The 21,112-nt window shown below is 64.2% G+C and carries 18 protein-coding genes; 1 reads left to right on the top strand and 17 read right to left on the bottom strand.

Translation table 11 applies throughout. The features are described from left to right. Positions 1 to 50 precede the first annotated feature (50 nt). Complete coding sequence (gene glmU / locus ACXAF3_RS00920; protein ID WP_475110420.1) at positions 51 to 1,412, bottom strand: bifunctional UDP-N-acetylglucosamine diphosphorylase/glucosamine-1-phosphate N-acetyltransferase GlmU; 1,362 nt, start codon at positions 1,410 to 1,412, stop codon at positions 51 to 53. A gap of 226 nt (positions 1,413 to 1,638) precedes the next feature. Between glmU and ACXAF3_RS00915 the strand changes: the two genes are divergently transcribed. Continuing rightward, a complete protein-coding gene (locus ACXAF3_RS00915; protein WP_475110419.1) occupies positions 1,639 to 4,974 on the top strand; it encodes an amidohydrolase family protein in 3,336 nt (1,111 codons plus the stop codon). Between the two features lie 180 nt (positions 4,975 to 5,154). Here ACXAF3_RS00915 and ACXAF3_RS00910 read toward each other — a convergent pair whose 3' ends face one another. From ACXAF3_RS00910 to mnmE, 16 genes are all read right to left on the bottom strand, one after another. Beyond that, positions 5,155 to 5,787 carry a glutathione S-transferase family protein gene (locus ACXAF3_RS00910; protein ID WP_475110418.1) on the bottom strand — a complete coding sequence of 211 codons (633 nt, stop codon included), beginning with the start codon at positions 5,785 to 5,787 and terminating at the stop codon, positions 5,155 to 5,157. A gap of 139 nt (positions 5,788 to 5,926) precedes the next feature. Next, the gene (gene rssA, locus ACXAF3_RS00905) at positions 5,927 to 6,916 is read right to left on the bottom strand and encodes a patatin-like phospholipase RssA (protein ID WP_475110417.1); all 990 of its coding nucleotides are present in this window, start codon (positions 6,914 to 6,916) and stop codon (positions 5,927 to 5,929) included. Between the two features lie 152 nt (positions 6,917 to 7,068). Then, on the bottom strand, positions 7,069 to 7,488 hold the full coding sequence (locus tag ACXAF3_RS00900) for a F0F1 ATP synthase subunit epsilon (RefSeq protein WP_475110416.1): 420 nt from the start codon (positions 7,486 to 7,488) through the stop codon (positions 7,069 to 7,071). An 18-nt stretch (positions 7,489 to 7,506) separates the two neighbouring features. Continuing rightward, positions 7,507 to 8,910, bottom strand: coding sequence for a F0F1 ATP synthase subunit beta (gene atpD / locus ACXAF3_RS00895; protein ID WP_475110415.1), 1,404 nt, complete (start codon positions 8,908 to 8,910; stop codon positions 7,507 to 7,509). 38 nt (positions 8,911 to 8,948) lie between these two features. Further along, a complete protein-coding gene (gene atpG / locus ACXAF3_RS00890) occupies positions 8,949 to 9,809 on the bottom strand; it encodes a F0F1 ATP synthase subunit gamma (RefSeq protein ID WP_475110414.1) in 861 nt (286 codons plus the stop codon). 76 nt (positions 9,810 to 9,885) lie between these two features. Further along, complete coding sequence (gene atpA / locus ACXAF3_RS00885; RefSeq protein WP_475110413.1) at positions 9,886 to 11,430, bottom strand: F0F1 ATP synthase subunit alpha; 1,545 nt, start codon at positions 11,428 to 11,430, stop codon at positions 9,886 to 9,888. A 49-nt stretch (positions 11,431 to 11,479) separates the two neighbouring features. Continuing rightward, positions 11,480 to 12,016: a F0F1 ATP synthase subunit delta gene (locus ACXAF3_RS00880; protein ID WP_475110412.1), complete on the bottom strand. Its 537-nt coding sequence runs from the start codon at positions 12,014 to 12,016 to the stop codon at positions 11,480 to 11,482. Between the two features lie 12 nt (positions 12,017 to 12,028). Continuing rightward, positions 12,029 to 12,499 (bottom strand): F0F1 ATP synthase subunit B, encoded by a 471-nt coding sequence (locus ACXAF3_RS00875; RefSeq protein WP_475110411.1) that lies wholly within the window; start codon positions 12,497 to 12,499, stop codon positions 12,029 to 12,031. A 52-nt stretch (positions 12,500 to 12,551) separates the two neighbouring features. After that, the gene (gene atpE, locus ACXAF3_RS00870) at positions 12,552 to 12,797 is read right to left on the bottom strand and encodes a F0F1 ATP synthase subunit C (RefSeq protein WP_067157084.1); all 246 of its coding nucleotides are present in this window, start codon (positions 12,795 to 12,797) and stop codon (positions 12,552 to 12,554) included. 68 nt (positions 12,798 to 12,865) lie between these two features. Next, entirely contained in the window at positions 12,866 to 13,792 is a 927-nt protein-coding gene (atpB, locus tag ACXAF3_RS00865; RefSeq protein WP_475110410.1) for a F0F1 ATP synthase subunit A, read from the bottom strand. A gap of 65 nt (positions 13,793 to 13,857) precedes the next feature. Next, positions 13,858 to 14,205 carry an ATP synthase subunit I gene (locus ACXAF3_RS00860; protein WP_475110409.1) on the bottom strand — a complete coding sequence of 116 codons (348 nt, stop codon included), beginning with the start codon at positions 14,203 to 14,205 and terminating at the stop codon, positions 13,858 to 13,860. Positions 14,206 to 14,438: 233 nt separating this feature from the next. Beyond that, on the bottom strand, positions 14,439 to 15,338 hold the full coding sequence (locus ACXAF3_RS00855) for a ParB/RepB/Spo0J family partition protein (protein ID WP_475110408.1): 900 nt from the start codon (positions 15,336 to 15,338) through the stop codon (positions 14,439 to 14,441). Between the two features lie 13 nt (positions 15,339 to 15,351). Beyond that, positions 15,352 to 16,152, bottom strand: coding sequence for a ParA family protein (locus ACXAF3_RS00850; protein ID WP_475110407.1), 801 nt, complete (start codon positions 16,150 to 16,152; stop codon positions 15,352 to 15,354). A 172-nt stretch (positions 16,153 to 16,324) separates the two neighbouring features. Then, positions 16,325 to 16,954, bottom strand: coding sequence for a 16S rRNA (guanine(527)-N(7))-methyltransferase RsmG (rsmG, locus tag ACXAF3_RS00845; protein WP_475110574.1), 630 nt, complete (start codon positions 16,952 to 16,954; stop codon positions 16,325 to 16,327). Between the two features lie 98 nt (positions 16,955 to 17,052). Further along, a complete protein-coding gene (mnmG, locus tag ACXAF3_RS00840; RefSeq protein ID WP_475110406.1) occupies positions 17,053 to 18,942 on the bottom strand; it encodes a tRNA uridine-5-carboxymethylaminomethyl(34) synthesis enzyme MnmG in 1,890 nt (629 codons plus the stop codon). A gap of 661 nt (positions 18,943 to 19,603) precedes the next feature. Continuing rightward, the gene (gene mnmE, locus ACXAF3_RS00835; protein ID WP_475110405.1) at positions 19,604 to 20,980 is read right to left on the bottom strand and encodes a tRNA uridine-5-carboxymethylaminomethyl(34) synthesis GTPase MnmE; all 1,377 of its coding nucleotides are present in this window, start codon (positions 20,978 to 20,980) and stop codon (positions 19,604 to 19,606) included. Positions 20,981 to 21,112: the final 132 nt, after the last annotated feature.

Genomic DNA, 21,112 nt, shown 5'->3' with positions numbered 1-21,112 from the left:
CAGGTCAGGCGAGCCAGTGGAGGCCTGCTTTACAACAGAGTATCCGCGGATCAGGTCTTTTTGGTCGGGCGCTGCCAGCCGGCGATATTGCGCTGCTTGCCGCGCGCCACCGCCAGTTCGTCAGCGCCCACTTCGCGGGTGATGGTGGAGCCGGCGCCGACCGTGGCGCCGGCGCCAACAGTCACCGGCGCCACCAGCGCGGTATTGGAGCCGATAAAGGCGCCGTCGCCGATCTCGGTGAGCGATTTGTTGACGCCGTCGTAGTTGCAGGTGATGGTGCCGGCACCGATATTGACCCCCTCGCCGACGATTGCATCGCCGACATAGGACAGGTGGTTCACCTTGCTGCCGCGGCCAATCCGCGCCTTCTTGGTCTCGACGAAGTTGCCCACCTTGGCACCGTCCGCCAGCTGAGTGCCGGGGCGCAGGCGCGCGAAGGGACCTATGGTGCAGGCCTCGCCCACCTCGGCGTCCTCGATCACCGAGTTGGCCTCGACGCGGGTGCCGTCGGCAAGGCGGCAGTTCTTCAGCAGGCAGTTGGGGCCAATCTGCACCCCCTTGCCCAGCACCACCTCGCCCTCGAAGACGCAGTTGATATCGATAGACACGTCGGTGTCGCACGTCAGGCTGCCGCGCACATCGATGCGCGCCGGATCCAGCAGAGTCACGCCGGCGTTCATCAGCGCCAGCGCGCGGCCGTGCTGCAGGGCCCGCTCCAGCTGCGCCTGTTGGGCGCGGCTGTTGACGCCGGCCACCTCCACCGGATCCGCGCAGCGCACGCCGGTCACCGGAATATTCTCGCTGACAGAGCGCGCGATCACATCGGTCAGGTAGTACTCCCCCTGGGCGTTGTCGTTGGACAGCTCCGGCAGCCAGCGCGACAGCAGGTCCGACGGCGCGGCCAGTATGCCGGTGTTCACCTCGCGGATCGCGAGGGTGTCCGCATCGGCGTCCTTCTCCTCGACAATCGCCAGCACGCGGCCGGCGTCGTCGCGCACTATGCGGCCGTAGCCGGCCGGGTTGGCCATCTCCACCGACAGCAGCGCCGGCCCCTTATCCGATGCCGACAGCAGCGACTGCAGAGTGCCGCTCTTGACCAGCGGCACGTCGCCGTAGAGCACCAGCACCGTGGAGCCGGAGCGGAAGTTCGGAATCGCCTGCGCCACCGCGTGGCCGGTGCCCAGCTGCTCCGTCTGCTCGACGAACTTGACCCCACTGTCGGCGAAGCGCTCGCGCACCAGCTCGGCGCCGTGACCGATCACCACGGTGATCTCCACCTCCCCGAGCTGCTTGGCCGCGTCTATGACCCGCCCCAGCATCGGCACACCGCCGATAGGGTGCAGTACCTTGGGCAGGTCGGAGCGCATGCGGGTGCCTTTGCCGGCGGCGAGGATTACAACGTCGATGGTCATAGGGGCCTGAATCCGATTGGAATGGGAAAATTGCGGGCATTGTGGCCATTCGCACTGGTGAACTCAAGGGCGCAACGGTTCACCACGGCATCCGGGCATTCGGCGCAATCCGTTTGCCGCTGCGCGGCAATCCCGGTAGGTTATTGCGCGCAAAAAAACAAACTGCACCTATCGATAACAACGGCACAACCGCCGGCCCACGTGGCGCGGCGGGAGGAATCCTTTAATGACGACAATCAAGCAGAGCAAGCTCCGCCGCAGTCTGCTGGCGCTGTCCGCGCTGGCGTTGACCCTGCCGCTGGGGGCCATGGCCGAAAGCGAAGCGGCGGCTGCAAAGGAGCAGCAGGGGGACAAACAGGCGGAATCCTGGGACGTGAACCAGCCCCCCTATGAATTCAAACCGATCCGGCTGGATACCCGGGAGACCACCTGGAGCAACCTGGATATCAGCCCGGACGGTGAGACGATCATCTTCGATATGCTCGGCGATATCTACACAATGCCGATCGGCGGCGGCGAGGCGAAGGCGCTGACCAACGAGATCGCCTGGAATATGCAGCCGCGCTTCAGCCCGGACGGCAAATCCATCGTGTTTATCAGCGACCGCGACGGCGCCGACAATATCTGGGTTATGGACCGCGACGGCGAGAACCTGCGCCAGCTGACCCGCGAGAGGGAAAACCTGGTGCACTCGCCCAACTGGAGCCCGGACGGCCAGTACCTGGTCGCGCGCAAGGGCTTTATGTCCGGGCGCTCCATACCCGCCGGCGAGATCTGGATGTACCACTACGGCGGCGGCGAGGGGCGCCAGCTGAAAGAGCGCATCGGCGGCGAAATCGCGCAGAAAAATATCGCCGACCCGGCCTTCTCCCCGGACGGCCGCTACGTCTACTACTCGATCGACACGACGCCGGGCACCGTGTGGGAGTACAACAAGAACTCCACCCAGCAGATTTTCGCCATCAACCGCTACGACCTGCAGGACGGTGTGGAGGAGACCTTCGTCTCCGGCCCCGGCGGCGCCATTGCGCCGGTGCCGTCGCCGGACGGCAGGCGCCTGGCGTTTATCCGCCGCCAGGACGACAAGACGTCGCTGTTCCTGAAGGATCTGGAGACAGGCCTGGAGACGCCGATCTACGCCGGCCTGGAGCGCGACCTGCAGGAGATCTTCGGCTCCCACGGCAACTATGTGCAGTACGACTGGATGCCGGACGGCAAATCCCTGGTCGTCTGGAGCGGCGGCAAGTTCCTGAAGATTGCCGCCGATGGCGGCGAAGTCGAGCAGATCACGGCCCATATCCGCGTCGACAAGCAGGTCGCGGACGCGCTGCGCTTCCCGGTGGAGGTGGCGCCGGAGGAGTTCGACGTGAAGATGATCCGCTGGGCACAGAAGTCCCCGGACGGCAAGCAGATCGCCTTCCAGGCCCTGGGTAAGATCTATATCCAGGACGTCGACAGCGGCGAGCGCCGCCGCCTGACGCGTCAGAACGACCACTTCGAGTTCTACCCCAGCTGGTCCCGCGACGGCAAGAAGATCGCCTATGTGACCTGGCACGACGAGAAGCTCGGCCAGGTGCGCGTGGTCTCGGCGCGCAGCGGCCGCGGCAGGAATATCACCCGCCAGCCGGGCCTGTATGTGGAGCCGACCTTCTCGCCGAGCGGCGACACCGTCGCCTTCCGCCGCTTTACCGGCGGCTACCTGCTGAGCCCCGAATACTCCCTGGAGCCGGGTATCTACCTGGCGGACGCCGGCGGCGCCTGGCAGCGCCGTATCGCCAAGTCCGGTTACGAGCCGCACTTCGGCGCCGACGACGAACGCATCTACTTCTCCGACTACGGCGACAACAAGCGGCTGCTGAAGAGCGTCGATACCCAGGGCAAGGACGAGCGCGAGCATTTGCACGGCGCCGAGATCACCTCCTTCCGCCTGTCCCCGGACGGCCGCTGGGTCGCCTTTACCCAGGACTTCAAGGCCTATGTGGCGCCCTTTATGCACACCGGCAAGTCCGAGGCCATAGGCCCGGAATCCAAGGCGGTGGCGGTAACCCAGGTGTCCGCGCGCGCCGGCGAGAACCTGCACTGGTCCGCCGACAGCGCCACCCTGGGCTGGGCCCACGGACCCAAGCTCTATGAGCGGCAGTTGAAAGACGCCTTCGCCTTCGTCGCCGGCGCCCCGGCGGAATTGCCGCAACCGGTGGCCGAGGGCATAGACCTGAGCTTCAGCCACAGATTCGACAACCACGGCAGGCTGATCGCGCTGACCGGCGGCCGCGTGGTCACCATGCGCGATGCGGAAAATGTCCGCGAGATCATCGACAACGGCACGGTGCTGTTGCGCGGCAACCGCATAGTCGCGGTGGGTCCGGCGGATCAGGTGCAGATTCCCGCCGGCGCCAAGCGTATCGACGTCAGCGGCAAGACGGTGCTGCCGGGCCTGGTCGACGTGCACGCCCACGGCGCCCAGGGCCGCGAGGAGATAATCCCGCAGCAGAACTGGAACCTCTTCTCCAGCCTGGCCTTCGGCGTCACAACGATTCACGATCCGTCCAACGACAGCAGCGAGATCTTCTCCGCCGCCGAAATGCAGAAGGCCGGCATCATCACCGGGCCGCGCATCTTCTCCACCGGCACCATCCTCTACGGCGCCAAGGGGCCCGGCTACAAGGCCAAGATCAACTCGCTGGACGACGCCGAATTCCATGTCGCACGCCTGAAGGAGATGGGCGCGATTTCCGTCAAGAGCTACAACCAGCCCCGGCGGGAGCAGCGCCAGCAGGTGCTGCAGGCGGGCCGCAAGCACGGCATCATGGTGGTGCCCGAGGGCGGCGGCAAATTCCAGCACAATATGAACATGGTCGTGGACGGCCACACCGGCGTCGAGCACTCGCTGCCGATCGCCCATGTGTATGCCGACGTGGAGCAGCTGTGGAGTCAGACCAAAGTCGGCTACACGCCCACCTTCGTCGTGGCCTACGGCGGTCTCTGGGGCGAGGAGTACTGGTACGACCGCACCGAGGTGTGGAAGAACCAGCGCCTGACCCGCTTCACGCCGGACTTTATCGTCAACCCGCGCTCGATCCGCCGCCCGACCGCGCCGGACACCCACTACAATCACTTCAATGTGGCGCGCCACGCCAAGCAGCTGCGCGACAGGGGCGTGACGGTGCATATAGGCGCCCACGGCCAGCGCGAGGGCCTCGGCGCCCACTGGGAGCTGTGGATGATGGAGCAGGGCGGCTTTACCCCGTGGGAGGCCTTCCGCGCCGGCACCATCGACGGCGCCCGCTACCTGGGTATGGATGGAGATATCGGCAGTATCGAAGCGGGCAAGCTGGCGGATCTGATCGTCGTCGACGGCAACCCGCTCGAGGATCTGCGCCAGTCGGAAAACATCACCTACACGGTGATCAACGGCCGCGTGTTCGAGGCGGAGACGATGAACGAGCTGGACAGCGAGGAGCGCCTGGCCTTCTTCCACGAGCGGCTGCCGATCAGCGCGATGCCGGCGCCGACCGCCGAGGCCATTCAGCAGAAGATGGAGCGGCACCACTGGGTGCACTGACAGGCTAATCTTCGATAACAAAAAAGGCCGGCAGAGAGATCTGCCGGCCTTTTTTGTTAGGTGAAAAAAAACGCGCGTAGCGCTGTAGGATGGGCAAAGGAGCGCAGCGACGTGCCCATCTTCAGACGTCTCTGATGGGCACGCTGCGCTTTGCCCATCCTACGCGGACAAATTACTCAATCAGGCCTCACTGGTCTCCTTCACCAGCGCATCGTCCAGTTCGGTGGCGCGCACACAGGCCGCGCGCCCCTTCAGACGCGCGAAGTAGTCGGCAAACTCGTCGCGCTTTTCCATGGTGCCGAACTGCAGGCCCCAGCCAATATGGGAGCCCACATAGACGTCGGCGGCGGTGAAGCGGTCGCCGGCGATAAACGGATTGGCCTTCACCGCGGCGGACAGCGCATCCAGGGTATTCTGGTAGTTGCCGTAGCCCAGCATCATCTGCTGTTCCGCGTCCGGCTCCTCCTTGAACACACTTTTGTTGGTCAGCGCCGACTCCAGCGGCCCGGCGGCGAAGAAGAGCCAGCGGTAGTAGTTGGCCTTCTCTTCGACGGTCTGCGGCGCGAGCCCGGCCCCGGGGAAGACATCGGCCAGGTAGGCGCAGATGGCCGCGCACTCGGTCACCACCCGGCCGCCGTGCACTATCGCCGGCACCTTGCCCATCGGATTGATGGCCAGGTACTCGGGGGCTTTCATAGTAGTGCCGTACTCCAGCACCTGGGTCCTGTAGGGTGCGCCTATCTCTTCCAGCATCCAGCGCACTATGCGGCCGCGGGACTGGGGGTTGGTGTAGAAAATCAGTTCCTCGCTCATCGATCTCTCCCTGAAAGCAAATTGAGACGCGCCAGTTTAGGCGCGATCGCTGCGGATATACGAGGGATATCCGCGCCAGCGTCGCGCGGATATGGATCGGGATTGCGCGGACTGCGGAGAGTCTATCGACGCTGCCGCTTCAGGGGTGCAGTATCACGTCCTCGAGCCAGGTGCCGAGGCGCCTCGCCTCCGCTTCACCGGCGTCTATGGCCTCGGCGGCGCGGGCGAACTCCATGCCGCCGATATCCCGCACCTTGGGCATAATCAGCACATCCGGCGGCGAGCCGGCCAGGCGGGTGCGCTTCAGACGCCGCTCGAGGATATCCATGGCCGAGGTCATGGTGTCCAGCATGCCCGGGGCATCTCTGTCGCGCTTCGACAGGTGCACGGTCAACTGGGCCAGATGCGCCTTGCCCTGGGAAACCAGGCCATTGAAGGACAGGGCGCCGTGCTCGGCCTGCCCCTCCGCCAGCTCCCCGACCGCAGCCGGTTCAGTCTGCGGCTCGGGAGTAGCCTCGCTCCGCACTTTTTTCACCAGGCCCTGCTGGCGGTCCTGCAGTGGCGCACCGTCCTCTGTGACATCCACCGCGATCACCCGGGTGGCGCCCATGGCCCGGCACACATCCACCGGCACCGGATTCACGACGGCGCCGTCCACCAGCCACCGCTCCGACAGTCGCTTCGGCGACAGCAGTCCGGGAATCGCGCAGGACGCGCTGACCGCGTCGCGCAGATTGCCGCTCTGCAGCCAGATCTCCTGGCCGCTGTACAGATCCGTCGCCACGGCGGTAAACGGCAGCGGCAGCTCCTCGATGCACTTGAATTCGATATTGTCGAAGAAGGCATTGAAGGGCTTCTTTCCACCTAGCACACCGCCGCTGAGTGTCCAGTTGATATCCAGCAGCGAAAACACCTGCCAGTTGTCCAGCCGGCGCACCCAGTCCTCCAGCGCGCGCAACTGGCCGGCAGCGTAGGCGGCACCGACAAAGGCCCCCATGGAGGTACCGGCCACGACATGCGGGCGTATCCCCATCTGTTCCAGGGCCTTGAGTACACCGATGTGGGAGAAGCCCTTGGCGGCGCCGCTGCCGAGGGCGATACCGATGCGGGGCTCGGAAGAGGCGTTCACATGTTTCTCCACAGTGACTGAGAGGAAATCAGATGGGGGCGGAAAGTTACTTTTCCACGCCCGGCACATATTGGGGGGAGCGTATAACAGATACAAAAAAAGCAGCCGGAGCTGCTTTTTTTGTCGCAGGCGCCCGCCGGAGCGGGAACCATTTACTTGCCGGCCGCCTTGCGGATTGCCTGCAGGGTGCGCAGGCGCGCTTCGGCTTCGGCCAGCTGAGCGGAGATGCGGGCGTAGTCGATTTCCGAGGGCGCCTTGTGCAGGGCGTGGGCCGCTTCCTCGCGGGCCTTCTGCGCTGCCTCTTCGTCGATTTCGCGCTCGGCCACATCCGCGAGGATGGTCACCATACTCGGCTGCACCTCGGCGTAGCCGCCGCTGACGAACAGCACTTCCTCTTCACCACCTTTCTTGATGATACGCACCGGACCGGGTTTCAGGGCGGTGAGCAGCTGCGCGTGGCCGTAGGAGATACCAAGTTCCCCTTCGACCCCGCTCACTATCACCATCTCCACCAGTCCGGAGAAGAGAGACTGCTCGGCGCTGACAACGTCACAATGTACTGTCATGGCCATATTGTCTGCCTCTGTCGCTTAGCCCTTCGCCTTGTTGGCTTTTTCCACCGCTTCGTCGATGGTGCCGACCATGTAGAAGGCCTGCTCAGGCATGTGGTCGTAGTCGCCGTTCAGGATACCCTGGAAACCGCGGATGGTCTCTTTCAGCGGCACGTATTTGCCCGGCGCACCGGTAAATACTTCCGCCACGTGGAACGGCTGGGACAGGAAGCGCTCGATCTTACGCGCGCGCGCAACGATCTGCTTGTCTTCCTCGGACAGCTCGTCCATACCCAGGATGGCGATGATGTCCTTCAGCTCCTTGTAGCGCTGCAGTACAGACTGCACGCCGCGCGCACATTCGTAGTGCTCCTGGCCGATCACCAGCGGGTCCAGCTGGCGGGAGGTGGAGTCCAGCGGATCCACGGCCGGGTAGATACCCTTGGCGGCGATATCGCGGGAGAGTACCACGGTGGAGTCCAGGTGCGCGAAGGTGGTGGCCGGAGACGGGTCGGTGAGGTCGTCCGCCGGTACGTATACCGCCTGGATGGAGGTGATGGAGCCGGTCTTGGTGGAGGTAATGCGCTCCTGCAGCACGCCCATCTCTTCCGCCAGGGTCGGCTGGTAGCCCACCGCGGACGGCATACGGCCGAGCAGGGCGGATACTTCGGTACCGGCCAGGGTGTAGCGGTAGATGTTGTCGACGAACAGCAGTACGTCGCGGCCCTCGTCGCGGAACTTCTCCGCCATGGTCAGGCCGGTCAGGGCCACGCGCAGGCGGTTGCCGGGCGGCTCGTTCATCTGGCCGTAGACCATCGCCACCTTGGACTTGGCGAAGTCCTCGACGTTCACAACGCCGGCTTCCTGCATCTCGTGGTAGAAGTCGTTACCTTCACGGGTGCGCTCACCGACACCGGCGAACACGGACAGACCGGAGTGCTCGGTGGCGATGTTGTTGATCAGCTCCATCATGTTTACGGTCTTGCCCACGCCGGCGCCGCCGAACAGGCCGACCTTGCCGCCCTTGGCGAAGGGGCACACCAGGTCGATCACCTTGATGCCGGTTTCCAGCAGCTCGGTGGAGCTGGCCTGCTCTTCGTAGGTCGGGGCGGCGCGGTGGATGGAGGCGCGCTCCTTCTCGCCGATCGGACCGCACTCGTCGATCGGGTTGCCGAGCACGTCCATGATGCGGCCCAGGGTCTCGTGGCCAACCGGCACGGAGACCGGAGCACCGGTGTTCTTCACCGCTAAGCCGCGGCGCACACCTTCCGATGAACCCATGGCGATGGCGCGAACCACGCCGTCGCCCAACTGCTGCTGCACTTCCATGGTGAGGTTCTTCTCCTCACACACGAGTGCGTCGTAAACATTCGGTACGGAATCGCGTGGAAACTCCACGTCGATGACCGCGCCGATCACTTGCACAATTTGCCCGTTACTCATTTCCGGATCCTCAGCTTTAAATTCTGTCTTCAGCCGCCTTAAACCGCCGCGGCGCCGCCCACAATCTCGGACAGCTCCTGGGTAATGGCCGCCTGGCGCGCCTTGTTGTACACAAGCTGCAACTGGTCGATCAGCTCACCGGCGTTGTCGGTGGCGCTCTTCATTGCAATCATGCGCGCGGCCTGTTCACAGGCCTTGTTTTCAACCACTGCCTGGTACACCTGGGACTCGATATAGCGAGCCAGCAAGCCGTCCAACAGCTCCTTCGGATCCGGCTCGTAGAGGTAGTCCCACTCGTGCTTGAGCATTTCGTCGTCGTCTTTCGGCAGCGGCAGCAATTGCTCGACGCGCGGCTTCTGCGACATGGTGTTGATGAACTCGTTGGACACCAGGAAGAGGCGATCGATATCGCCCTCCGCAAAGCGGTCCATCATGACCTTTACCGAGCCGATCAGCTTGTTCGCCTGGGGCTCGTCGCCCAGGTCGCGCACCGCAGCCACCACGGCGGAGCCGATGGCGTTGAAGAAACCGGCCGCCTTGTTGCCCACGGCACAGACCTCTACCTCGGCGCCCTTCTGGGACCAGGCCTGCATCTCGCGGATCGCCGCCTTGAACATGTTGATGTTCAGGCCGCCGCAGAGACCGCGATCGGTGGATACCAGGATAAATCCGACCCGCTTGACCTCGCGCTCCTGCAGGTAGATATGCTGGTATTCGGCCGAGGCGTTGGCGACGTGGCCGATCACCGCGCGTATGCGCTGGGCATAGGGACGCCCCAGTGCCATGCGATCCTGAGCCTTGCGCATCTTACTCGCCGCGACCATTTCCATCGCGGAGGTAATCTTCTGCGTGCTCTTGATGCTGGCAATTTTTGTGCGTACTTCTTTTCCGCCTGCCATAGTCAGTTACCTTGTTCTCTGGAGTTTTTCCCGTCGGAGCGGCCATAGGCCGCTCCTACAAGGTCCAGGGCCGCTTTTACCAGCTGCCGGTGGCGACGAATTTCTCGATGGCGGCCTTGAAGGCGGCGTCGATTTCGTCGTTGTAGTCGCCGGTGCTGTTCACCTTCTCCATCAGCTCTGCGTGTTCGCTGTTCATGTAAGAGAGCAGGGCGGATTCGAAGTCGAGCACCTTGGAGACTTCCACGTCTTTCAGGTAACCCTTGTCGGCGGCGTAAACGGAAACAGCCATCTCCGCGATGGACAGCGGGGTGTACTGCTTCTGCTTCATCAGTTCGGTGACGCGCTCGCCGTGGTCCAGCTGGGCCTTGGTGGCCTCGTCCAGGTCGGACGCAAACTGGGAGAAGGCCGCCAGCTCGCGGTACTGGGCCAGAGCAGTACGGATGCCGCCGGACAGCTTCTTGATCACCTTGGTCTGGGCCGCACCACCCACGCGGGATACGGAGATACCCGGGTTGATGGCCGGGCGGATACCGGCGTTGAACAGATCGGTCTCGAGGAAGATCTGGCCGTCGGTGATGGAGATCACGTTGGTCGGCACGAACGCGGACACGTCGCCGGCCTGGGTTTCGATGATCGGCAGCGCGGTCAGGGAGCCGGTCTTGCCTTTCACTTCGCCGTTGGTGAACTTCTCCACATAGTCGGCGTTGACGCGCGCGGCGCGCTCCAGCAGACGGGAGTGCAAGTAGAAGACGTCACCCGGGTAGGCTTCGCGGCCCGGCGGGCGCTTCAGCAGCAGGGAGATCTGGCGGTAGGCCCAGGCCTGCTTGGTCAGGTCGTCGTAGATGATCAGGGCATCTTCACCGCGGTCGCGGAAGTACTCGCCCATGGTGCAGCCGACGTAGGGGGCCAGGAACTGCATCGCGGCCGGGTCGGCGGCGCCGGCGGCAACCACGATGGTGTGCTCCATGGCGCCGTGCTCTTCCAGCTTGCGCACCACGTTGGCGATGGACGACTGCTTCTGGCCGATCGCGACGTAGATACACTTAATGCCGGTGCCTTTCTGGTTGATGATGGCATCGACGGCGACGGCGGTCTTACCGATCTGGCGGTCGCCGATGATCAGCTCGCGCTGGCCGCGGCCGATCGGCACCATGGTGTCGATCGCCTTCAGACCGGTCTGTACCGGCTGGTCGACGGACTGGCGGGCGATAACACCGGGCGCCACCTTTTCCACCGCGTCGGTCAGCTTGGTGTTCAGCGGGCCCTTGCCGTCGATCGGGTTGCCCAGCGCGTCCACCACGCGGCCCAGCAGTTCGGGGCCCACCGGACATTCCAGAATGCGACCGGTGCAGCGGCACTTCTGGCCTTCGGCCAGGGATTTGTAGTCGCCCAGGATCACCGCGCCCACGGAGTCGCGCTCCAGGTTCAGCGCCATACCGTAGACGCCGCCCTCGAACTCGATCATCTCGCCGTACATCACGTCGGCCAGGCCGTGGATGCGGATGATGCCGTCGGATACGGATACGATGGTGCCCTCGTTCTGGGCCTGGGTGCTCACATCGAGTTTTTCGATGCGGCTCTTGATAATTTCACTGATCTCGGAGGGATTCAGTTGCTGCATGCTCTGTTCCTCGAATTCCCGGCGTGCTGATGCGCGCCGGGAAGGTAATTTAGGAGTTCATCGCCTCGGCGAGCTTGGCCAAGCGGCCGCGCACCGTGCCATCGATGACTGTGTCACCGGCGCGGATAATCGCGCCGCCCAGCAGACTCTCGTCCACCGAGCTGTGCAGGTGCACTTCCCGTTCAAACTTCTTGCTAAGCGCCTGGGTCAACTTCTGCGCCTGCGCGTCGCTCAGGGCGCGCGCGGACACAACTTCCACTTCCAGGGTGGCTTCCGCCTGTGCTTTCAGCTCTTCAAACAGCGCGGAAATCTCCGGCAACAGCGGCAGGCGGTGGTTTTCCGCCAGCAGCCGGATGAAGTTCTTGCCGGAGTCGCTGAGATTGTCTGAACAGATCGACAGGAATTTGTCTGCGCGCTCGTCGCTGGTGAGCTGCGGGTTATCCAGCAGCTCACGCACTTTTTCGCTCTGGCTGACCGCCGCCGCAGTGGCAAGCAGCGAGCTCCAACCCTGGAGGTCGGAGGCCTGCTGCGCATAGCTGAATGCCGCTTTGGCGTAGGGCCGGGCCAGTGTGCTGAGTTCCGCCATCGGGTTCCTCGCTTACAGCTCGGCTGCCAGTTTTTCGATCAGGTCGTCGTGCGCCTTGGCGTCGATATTGACCGAGAGAATCTTCTCCGCGCCAGCGATGGACAGCTCGGCAACGCGGGCCCGCAGCTGTTCCTTGGCGCGATTCACTTCCTGTTCGATCTCGGCCTTGGCCGCCGCCTTCAGGCGATCACCCTCGGCCAGCGCGGCCTGCTTGGCTTCGTCGATAATCTGATTGGCGCGCTTGTTGGCGCCATCGATGATTTCCGCAGCCTGTTCTTTGGCTTCCTTCAGCTGGTCGGCGGCCTTGCGGCGCGCCAGCTCAAGGTCCTTGCCCGCGCGCTCGGCCTCTTCGAGGCCGGTGGCGATCTTCTGCTCACGCTCCTGCATCACACCGAGCAGTGGCGGCCAGACGAAACGCCAGCAGAACCATACGAAGGCCAGGAATGTAATCGACTGGCCAATTAGAGTCAGGTTGATATTCACACCGACACCTCTTGCTCTTTAAGAAGGGTTAAGGGCAATTGGAACGGTGTAATTACGCCAGACCAGGAGCTACTGCGAAGATCAGGTACATGGCGATACCAACACCGATCATCGGAACGGCGTCGAGCAGACCCGCCATCAGGAACATCTTGCCCTGCAGAGCCGGAGCCTGTTCCGGCTGACGCGCGGAACCTTCCAGCAGCTTGCCGCCCAGGGTGCCGAAACCGATAGCGGTACCCAGCGCGCCCAGACCGATCAGCAGTGCGCTCGCGATGTAAACCAGACCTAATGCTTCCATTGTTTTCTCCAAATTAAAGGTTGAGAGTTGTTGTAAAGGTTGATTAAAGGGTTAACCGTCAAAAAAACTTATTGATCGTGCTCGTGCTCTTCGTCGCGGTGGTGCGCCATGGCCATATACACGGTGGTCAGCACCATGAACACAAACGCCTGCAGGGTGATCACCAGCACGTGGAAGATGGCCCAGCCCATATGCATCAGACCAGCGCCGATAAAGCCGAGCACGCCCACACCGAACACGATTGCGATCAGGATAAAGATCATTTCACCCGCGTAGAGGTTGCCGAACAGACGCAGGCCGAGGGAGATCGGCTTGGCGATCAGGGAAACCGCTTCCAGCAGGAAGTTGAACGGGATCAGCAGAATATCGAAGTACCACTTGCCGCTGTGGAAGGGGTGCAGGGTCAGCTCCTTGATAAAGCCGATCGGCCCCTTTTCCTTGACGCTGAAGAAGATCATCAGCGCGAACACCGCCAGCGCCATGCCCAGGGTGGCGTTGGGGTCGGTGGTCGGCACCACCTTGAAGAAGAGGTGATCGTTGCCGGAGACCTTGGCCGCGGCCATCGGCAGCCAGTCCACCGGCACCAGGTCCATCAGGTTCATCAGGAAGACCCACACGAAGATGGTCAGCGCCATGGGGGCGACCATGCTATTGCGGTGCGGGAAGGTCTCCTTGACCAGCTTGTCGATAAACTCAGTCACCAGCTCGACAAAGCTCTGGAAGCCCTTGGGCACACCGGCGGTGGCCCTGCTGGCCGCGCGCGCGAACAGGAAGCAGAAGATCAGCCCCAGGCCGATGGACCAGCCGAGCGTATCCAGGTGGATGGCCCAGAACCCCATATCCGCGGCCTCCTGGGCGGAGTGCGCCAGAGTCCAGGTGGGTTCGGAGAGAACGGTGCCGTCGGCACGGGTATAGCCCGCCGGCAGCTTGCCGTAGGCCATGTTCTGCAAATGGTGTTGGATATACCCCGTCGCGGTTAGAGCTTCGCCAGCCATAGTTCCTCAACAATCGCAAAAGTAAGAATTCTTTTCTGCCGCGCCCTGCGGAGCCCGAAGGGGCATCAACGCACCAGGCGCGCCGCCAACAGCCACTGCAGGATCACGCAAAGGCCGTAGCTGATAAACAGGGCCGCCGGAGCCAGCGGTTTCACCAGCGCGAACACGGCGGCAAAGCCGGCCAGGGTCAGCGCGAACTTGCCCGCCTCTCCGCGGTAGAAGTTCTGCAGCACCCGATCCGTGGCCCGCGCGCCGCTCTCGCGGAAGGCGCGCAGGCCGAAATACGCATTGGGCAGCGCGCACAGGGCGCCGCCGATAAATACAGACAGCGCCACCACCGGCCTGCCGCTCAGGTGCAATACCGCACCCGCCAGCGATACCAGCAGCAGCTGTACCGCGGCAATTACTAACACCGGGGGGTTGCTCATAGACGGGATGGCCGACCCTGGTTACTCAGGCATTTTGCGCGCTGTCCGCCCAATTTTTGGGCGTGCGAATTATAGGAGGAAGCGCATTGCCGGTTCAACCGGCAAATATCGCCAAGTTATTTAATTTTCGGTGCTTTTTTGCAACGGATCGCCAGTTCAGTAAGTATTTACAAACTGTTGCTCCCGGCGCCGGAGAGGGCGCTCCGGCGCCGGCAATGTCAGTCTTCGCTGTAGCCCAGGTGGGCGAGGATGCCGTCCAGCTCATCCAGGCTGCTGTACCTGAGCACCAGCTTGCCGACGCCCCTGTCGTTGTGGTCTATGGCCACCGGCACGCCGATCTTCTCCGCCAGGCGCTCGCTCAGGCGGCGGATATTCGGGTCCTCTTTTTGTTTGGCCGGGGCCGGGTTCTGCGCCTGCTGCTGCAGGCGGCGCACCAGCGCCTCGGCCTGGCGCACCGTCAGGCCGCGCTCGACCACCTGGCGCGCCGCGGCGCGCTGGGTCTCGCCGGCCAGCCCCAGCAGGGCCTTGGCGTGGCCCAGCTCCAGGTCCCCGCGCTCGAGGAAGGTGCGCACCTCGTCGGTCAGGCTCAGCAGGCGCAGCAGGTTGGTCACCGCGGTGCGGGACTTGCCCACCGCGTCGGCCACTTGCTGCTGGGTCAGCTGGAATTCGTCCTGCAACCGCTTCAGCGCCGCGGCCTCCTCGATCGGATTCAGGTCCTCGCGCTGGATATTCTCGATCAGCGCCATCGCGATGGCGGCCTCGTCGGGCACTTCGCGTACCAGCGCCGGCACCCGGTCCATCTCCGCCAGCTGCGCGGCGCGCCAGCGGCGCTCGCCGGCGATGATCTCGTATTTGTGCTCTCCGACTGGGCGCACGACGATCGGCTGCATGATGCCCTGGGCGCGGATGGAGTCGGCCAGCTCCTGCAGGGATTCCTGCGGGAAGTCGCGGCGCGGCTGGTAGCGGCCGCGCTGCAGGAACTCGATCGGCAGCTCGCGCAGCTCGCCGTCGGCGATGGCCGCGGCGCCCTCGCCGGTGGCGACGGCGATGGCCTCGCTGGCGTTTTCACTGATCAGGTGCGACAGGCCCCGGCCCAGGCCCTTGCGTTTGGCGGCCATAATTCAATACCCCTTATACGGCTTCCGCCACCGGGCGGCTGGAACTCTGGTTGGCGGCGTGGCGGCGGGTGATTTCGCCGGCCAGCGCCAGGTAGGCGATGGCGCCCTTGGAGTGGCGGTCGTACTCGAGCGCCGGCTTGCCGAAACTGGGGGCCTCGGCCAGGCGCACGTTGCGCGGGATGCAGGTGCGGTAGAGGCGCTCGCCGAAGTATTCGGACAGCTGCTCGGACACGTCGCTGGTCAGGCTGTTGCGCGGGTCGTACATGGTGCGCAGTATGCCCTCGATCTTCAGCTCCGGGTTGGCGGCGCGCTGTATCTGGGTGATGGTGTCGATCAGTGCGGACAGGCCCTCCAGCGCGTAGTACTCGCACTGCATCGGGATCAGCACGCCGTTGGCGGCGCACAGGGCGTTGACGGTGAGCATGTTCAGGGACGGCGGGCAGTCGATGACGATATAGTCGTAGTCGCCGCTGACATCGCGCAGCGCCTTGCGCAGGCGCGACTCGCGCCCATCCATCTCCAGCAGCTCCACCTCGGCCGCGGACAGATCGCCGTTGGCGGGCATCAGGTCGTAGCCGCTTTCGGTGGACACTATCGCCTTGCGCGCCGGCAGTTCGCAGGCGAGCACGTCGTAGGCGGACAGCTGCAGTTCGCTCTTGTCGACACCGCTGCCCATGGTGGCATTGCCCTGGGGGTCCAGATCGATCAGCAGGACCCGGCGCTTGTTGGCGACCAGGGAAGCGGCCAGATTGACACAGGTGGTGGTCTTGCCCACGCCACCCTTCTGGTTGGCCACAGCAAATATCTTGCTCAAGGTTCTTGTCCTTTGTTCTCCCGAATTGCGCTCTCCCGGATGCTCTTCGGGTTTCGCCGCGGAAAGCCGGCATCAATGGGCACTCCTCTCCGTGATCTGGGAGTGCACAGGTCTTGGAAATCAGATTCTCGATTAGCGGGATTTACGCCAGGCTGCCGCGATTCTAGGCGCGTCAGGCATCGCGGCTGAGAACGATAAGGTGGCGATCCGCGTCGCAACCCGGTACCGACAGGGGGTGCACCCGCTCGACCTTAATCCCTTTTGGAAGTGCGCTCAACTCATCTTCCGGCAACTTGCCCTTCATAGCGTAAAACCTACCCCCGGGCGCTAGCAAGTGCTCACTCCCGCTCACCATATCGGCGATGGACGCGAAGGCCCGCGAGACCACAGCGGGGAAGGGTTGCTCCGGCGCGAAGGCCTCCACCCGCTCGTTGACCACCCGCACATTCGGCAGCGGCAGCGTACTCGCCACCTGGAACAGAAAGCGGGTCTTCTTGCCGTTGCTGTCGAGCAGGGTCACCGGGCGCTCGGGGTGCGCTATCGCCAGCGGAATACCGGGCAGGCCGCCGCCGCTGCCGACGTCGATCAGCGGGCCTTCACCGCACAGGTTCACGACGCTGAGACTGTCGACGATATGGCGCTCGAGCATCTGCCGCGGCTCGCGGATGGCGGACAGGTTGTAGGCCGAGTTCCAGCGCGCGAAGAGCGCCAGATACTCCAGCAACTTGTCCTGCTGTTCCGGACTCAGTTCGACAGACAGCTGCGCGGCCGCCTCGAGCAGGCGCGGGCGGAATTCTTCCATCTGCACAGAAATTGCGGGCTCTCCCCTGTAGACCCCGAGGGGGTATCGATTTCCACCTGTAGGCGCGGCCGGCGGTCGCTCCTACACATTCATTTTGCCTAAACGGCCTTCTTGCGCGTCAGCAGGCCGCGCTTTTTCAGCTGGATCAGCAGCAGCGACACGGCCGCCGGCGTCACCCCGGGAATCCGCGACGCGCGGGCGAGGGTGTCCGGGCGCGCCTCGCCCAGCTTCTGCTTCACCTCGCTGGACAGGCCGGAGACCTGCGAATAGTCGAAGTCCGCCGGTATCGGCGTGTCCTCATAGGCCTGCAGCCGCGCTATCTCCTCCCGCTGGCGCTCGATATAGCCGGCGTACTTGGCGGATATCTCCACCTGCTCGGCGACCCGCTCGTCCTCCACCGCCTCGCCCTTCAGCGCCGCCACGTCGGCGTAGCTGAGTTCCGGGCGGCGCAGCAGGTCCATCAGGCTGTACTCCCTGGAGAGCGGCTGCGGCAGTTTGCTCTCTACGGCGGCGGCCTGGGGCGTCTGCGGGTGCACCCAGGTGTCGCGCAGCCGCTGTTCCTCGCGTGCAATCGCCTCGCGCTTCTCGCAGAAGGCGGCCCAGCGCGCGTCGTCCACCAGGCCCAGCTCGCGGCCCTTTTCGGTCAGGCGCAGATCCGCGTTGTCCTCGCGCAGCAGCAGGCGGTACTCGGCGCGGCTGGTGAACATGCGGTAGGGCTCTTTGGTGCCGGTGGTGATCAGGTCGTCCACCAGCACGCCCAGGTAGGCCTGGTCCCGGCGCGGCGACCAGGGTTCTTTCCCCAGAGCTCGAAGGCCCGCGTTGGCGCCGGCCAGCAGCCCCTGGGCCGCGGCCTCCTCGTAGCCGGTGGTGCCGTTGATCTGGCCGGCGAAGTAGAGGCCGCGAATAAACTTGGTCTCCAGCGACGGCAGCAGGTCGCGGGGATCGAAGAAATCGTACTCGATCGCGTAGCCGGGGCGGGTGATATGCGCCCGCTCGAAGCCCCGGATCGAGTGCACCAGCTCTATCTGCACGTCGAAGGGCAGGCTGGTGGAAATGCCGTTGGGGTAGAGCTCGTTGGTGGTCAGCCCCTCCGGCTCGACGAAGATCTGGTGGCTGTCCTTGTCGGCGAAGCGGTGCACCTTGTCCTCGATGGAGGGGCAGTAGCGCGGGCCCACCCCCTCGATCACGCCGGAGTACATCGGCGAGCGGTCCAGGCCGCCGCGGATCACCTCGTGGGTGCGGCTGTTGGTGTGGGTGATCCAGCAGCACACCTGGCGCGGGTGCTGCTCGCGCGAGCCCAGATAGGACATGACCGGCGTCGGCGTGTCGCCCCACTGCTCCTCCAGGCCGCTGAAATCCACCGAGCGGGCGTCGATGCGCGGCGGCGTGCCGGTCTTCAGCCGCTCGACGCGGAAGGGCAGTTCGCGCAGCCGCTCGGCCAGCGCGATGGACGGGGGGTCTCCGGCGCGGCCGCCGGAGTGGCTGTCCAGACCGATATGAATGCGCCCGCCGAGGAAGGTGCCGGCGGCAATCACCACTGTCTTGGCGCGAAAGCGCACGCCGGCATTGGTCACGACGCCGACGACCCGCTCGCCCTCGACGATCAGGTCGTCGGCGGCCTGCTGGAATATCTCCAGATTCTGCTGACGCTCGAGAATCGCGCGGATGGCGGCGCGGTAGAGGGCGCGGTCCGCCTGGGCGCGGGTCGCGCGCACCGCCGGCCCCTTGCGCGCATTCAGCACGCGGAACTGGATACCGGCCTTGTCAGTAGCCTCGGCCATGGCGCCGCCGAGGGCATCCACCTCCTTGACCAGGTGGCTCTTGCCGATACCGCCGATGGCCGGGTTGCAGGACATCTGCCCCAGCGTCTCTATGTTGTGGGTCAGCAGCAGCGTCGCGGCCCCCATGCGCGCGGCCGCGAGCGAGGCCTCGGTACCGGCGTGGCCGCCGCCGATCACTATCACGTCATAGGTTTTGGGGAATTCCATAGCTGCTGCTTCGGGCCGGAAAAATGGGCGCACATTTTATAGGCAGATGCAGGAGGACAGCAATGGCGCCCGGGGTTTTGCCTGTATCAGTCAACTATAGGGCCGGTGGTCTTCGTTTCACGCCGGGTCCCCTCCTTCTTACTAATTAACTTATACATTCCCTGTATAGGTATTTTTTTGTATTTGTTGTTTCTATTAGGCTCCGGTTTTTTTTGTATAAGTCAGAAAAAGCCAAGAAATTCAAAGACTTATATTGTGTCACTGGCTGCTGATAACCCCTTTGCCGGGCGGGGGGCAAGGGCGGTAGGCGGCTGTGGAAAGACGGGATAAGTCTGCCGCGCCTCGGCGGCTGCCGCAGTTATACCCGCTTTGTTGCGCGGATTTCCTTCCGGTTACCCCCGCTTTTGCCCACAGGGGGCCGTTTGCGGCGCGCGGCTGTTGGCGCTTCTCTGAATCCGGCGGGGATCGGCTGTGAATAAGTAGTCGGATCTGGATAAGTCTGTGAGTAGCTGTGCGCAACTTTTGTGGTTTGCTGGTGGGTTTTCCGGTACGGAGTCGCGCGAGCGGGTGTTATCCGCAGCCATAGGGGCGGGCAGGGGCGCGGCGGCCCCGGTGATCCGGGTGCCGGCCGATAGGTATTGAAGGAGAGGGGGCGGCCGCTTTACTTGCCGATACAGAAGCTGCCGAAGATGCGGCCGAGCAGGTCGTCGGCGGTGAATTCACCGGTGATTTCGCCCAGGGCCTGCTGCGCCTGGCGCAGATCCTCGGCCAGCAGCTCGCCGGCGCCGCTGCTGTGCAACTGGCCGGCGCCCTGTTCGAGAAAGGCCGCGGCGCGGGCCAGGGCGTCCAGGTGGCGGCGGCGGGCGCTGAAGTTGCCCTCGCAGGCAGAGCTGTAGCCCATGCACTGCTTCAGGTGCTCTCTCAGCGCGTCCAGTCCGGCGCCCGTCTTGGCGCTGATCGCGACCACCGGCACGCCGTCGGTGTGCGCCTGCAGACCGGCGCTGTAGTCGGTCAGATCGATCTTATTCAGTACCAGGGTCAGGCGTTCCGCGTCCGGCAGCCGCGCGGTGAACTCGGGCCAGACACGCGCAGGATCCAGGGATCCGGCCTGCTGGGCGTCCACCAGCAGCAGTACCCGGTCCGCCTGGCGTATCTCCTCCCACGCCCGCTCTATACCGATTTGTTCCACCCTGTCCGGCGCGTCGCGCAGGCCGGCGGTATCGGCGAACTGCAGCGGCATGCCGTCGATATCGATCTGTTCGCGCAGTATGTCCCGGGTGGTGCCGGCGATATCGGTGACGATTGCCGCGTCGCGCCCGGCCAGCGCGTTGAGCAGGCTGGACTTGCCGGCGTTGGGGCGGCCGGCGATCGCGACCCGCATCCCCTCGCGCAGGATACTGCCCTGGCGCGCCTGGGCCTCGACCGCTGCCAGCTGTGCCTGCAGCGCGGCCAGATCTGCCGCGACCTTGCCGTCGGCGAGAAAATCGATTTCCTCTTCCGGAAAATCGATGGACGCTTCGACATAGATACGCAAATGCGTGAGATTTTCGACCAAGTCTTCGATTTTTTCGGAGAATACGCCCTGCAGCGAGCGCATCGCATTGCGCGCCGCCTGGGCGCTGCCGGCGTCGATCAGGTCCGCAATCGCCTCTGCCTGGGCCAGATCTATCTTGTCGTTCAGGAAGGCGCGCTCGGAGAACTCCCCCGGCCGCGCGTGGCGCGCGCCCAGCGCTATGGTTGCCTGCAGCAGCTGGTCGAGGATCACCGGGCCGCCGTGTCCCTGCAGCTCGACCACATCCTCGCCGGTAAAGGAGTTGGGCCCGGGGAAGAAGAGCGCGATGCCCTGGTCCACCAGCTGCTCGCCGTGAAAGAAATCCCGGTAGTGGGCCTGGCGCGGTTTCAGCGGCCGCCCGCCGCAGATAGCGCGGGCAATCTCCAAGGCCCTGGGGCCCGAGAGGCGGATAATGCCGATGCCGCCGCGGCCGGGGGCGGTAGCGACGGCGGCGATGGTGTCTCTGTCCAGGCTTTGTGCAGTCATTGGTTGAGTTTACTCCAACGCAAAAGGGCCGCGATTGCGGCCCTCTGTTGTGGTTGTTCTGGCTTCTCATCCCGATGCGAGGGCGCCGATGCCGGGAGTTCTTTGCGAGACTGTCGGCGAGAGGGATCTCGC

This window comes from Microbulbifer sp. ABF4_143, from assembly GCF_056160225.1.
This window is presented reverse-complemented; position numbering and strand designations above follow the sequence as displayed.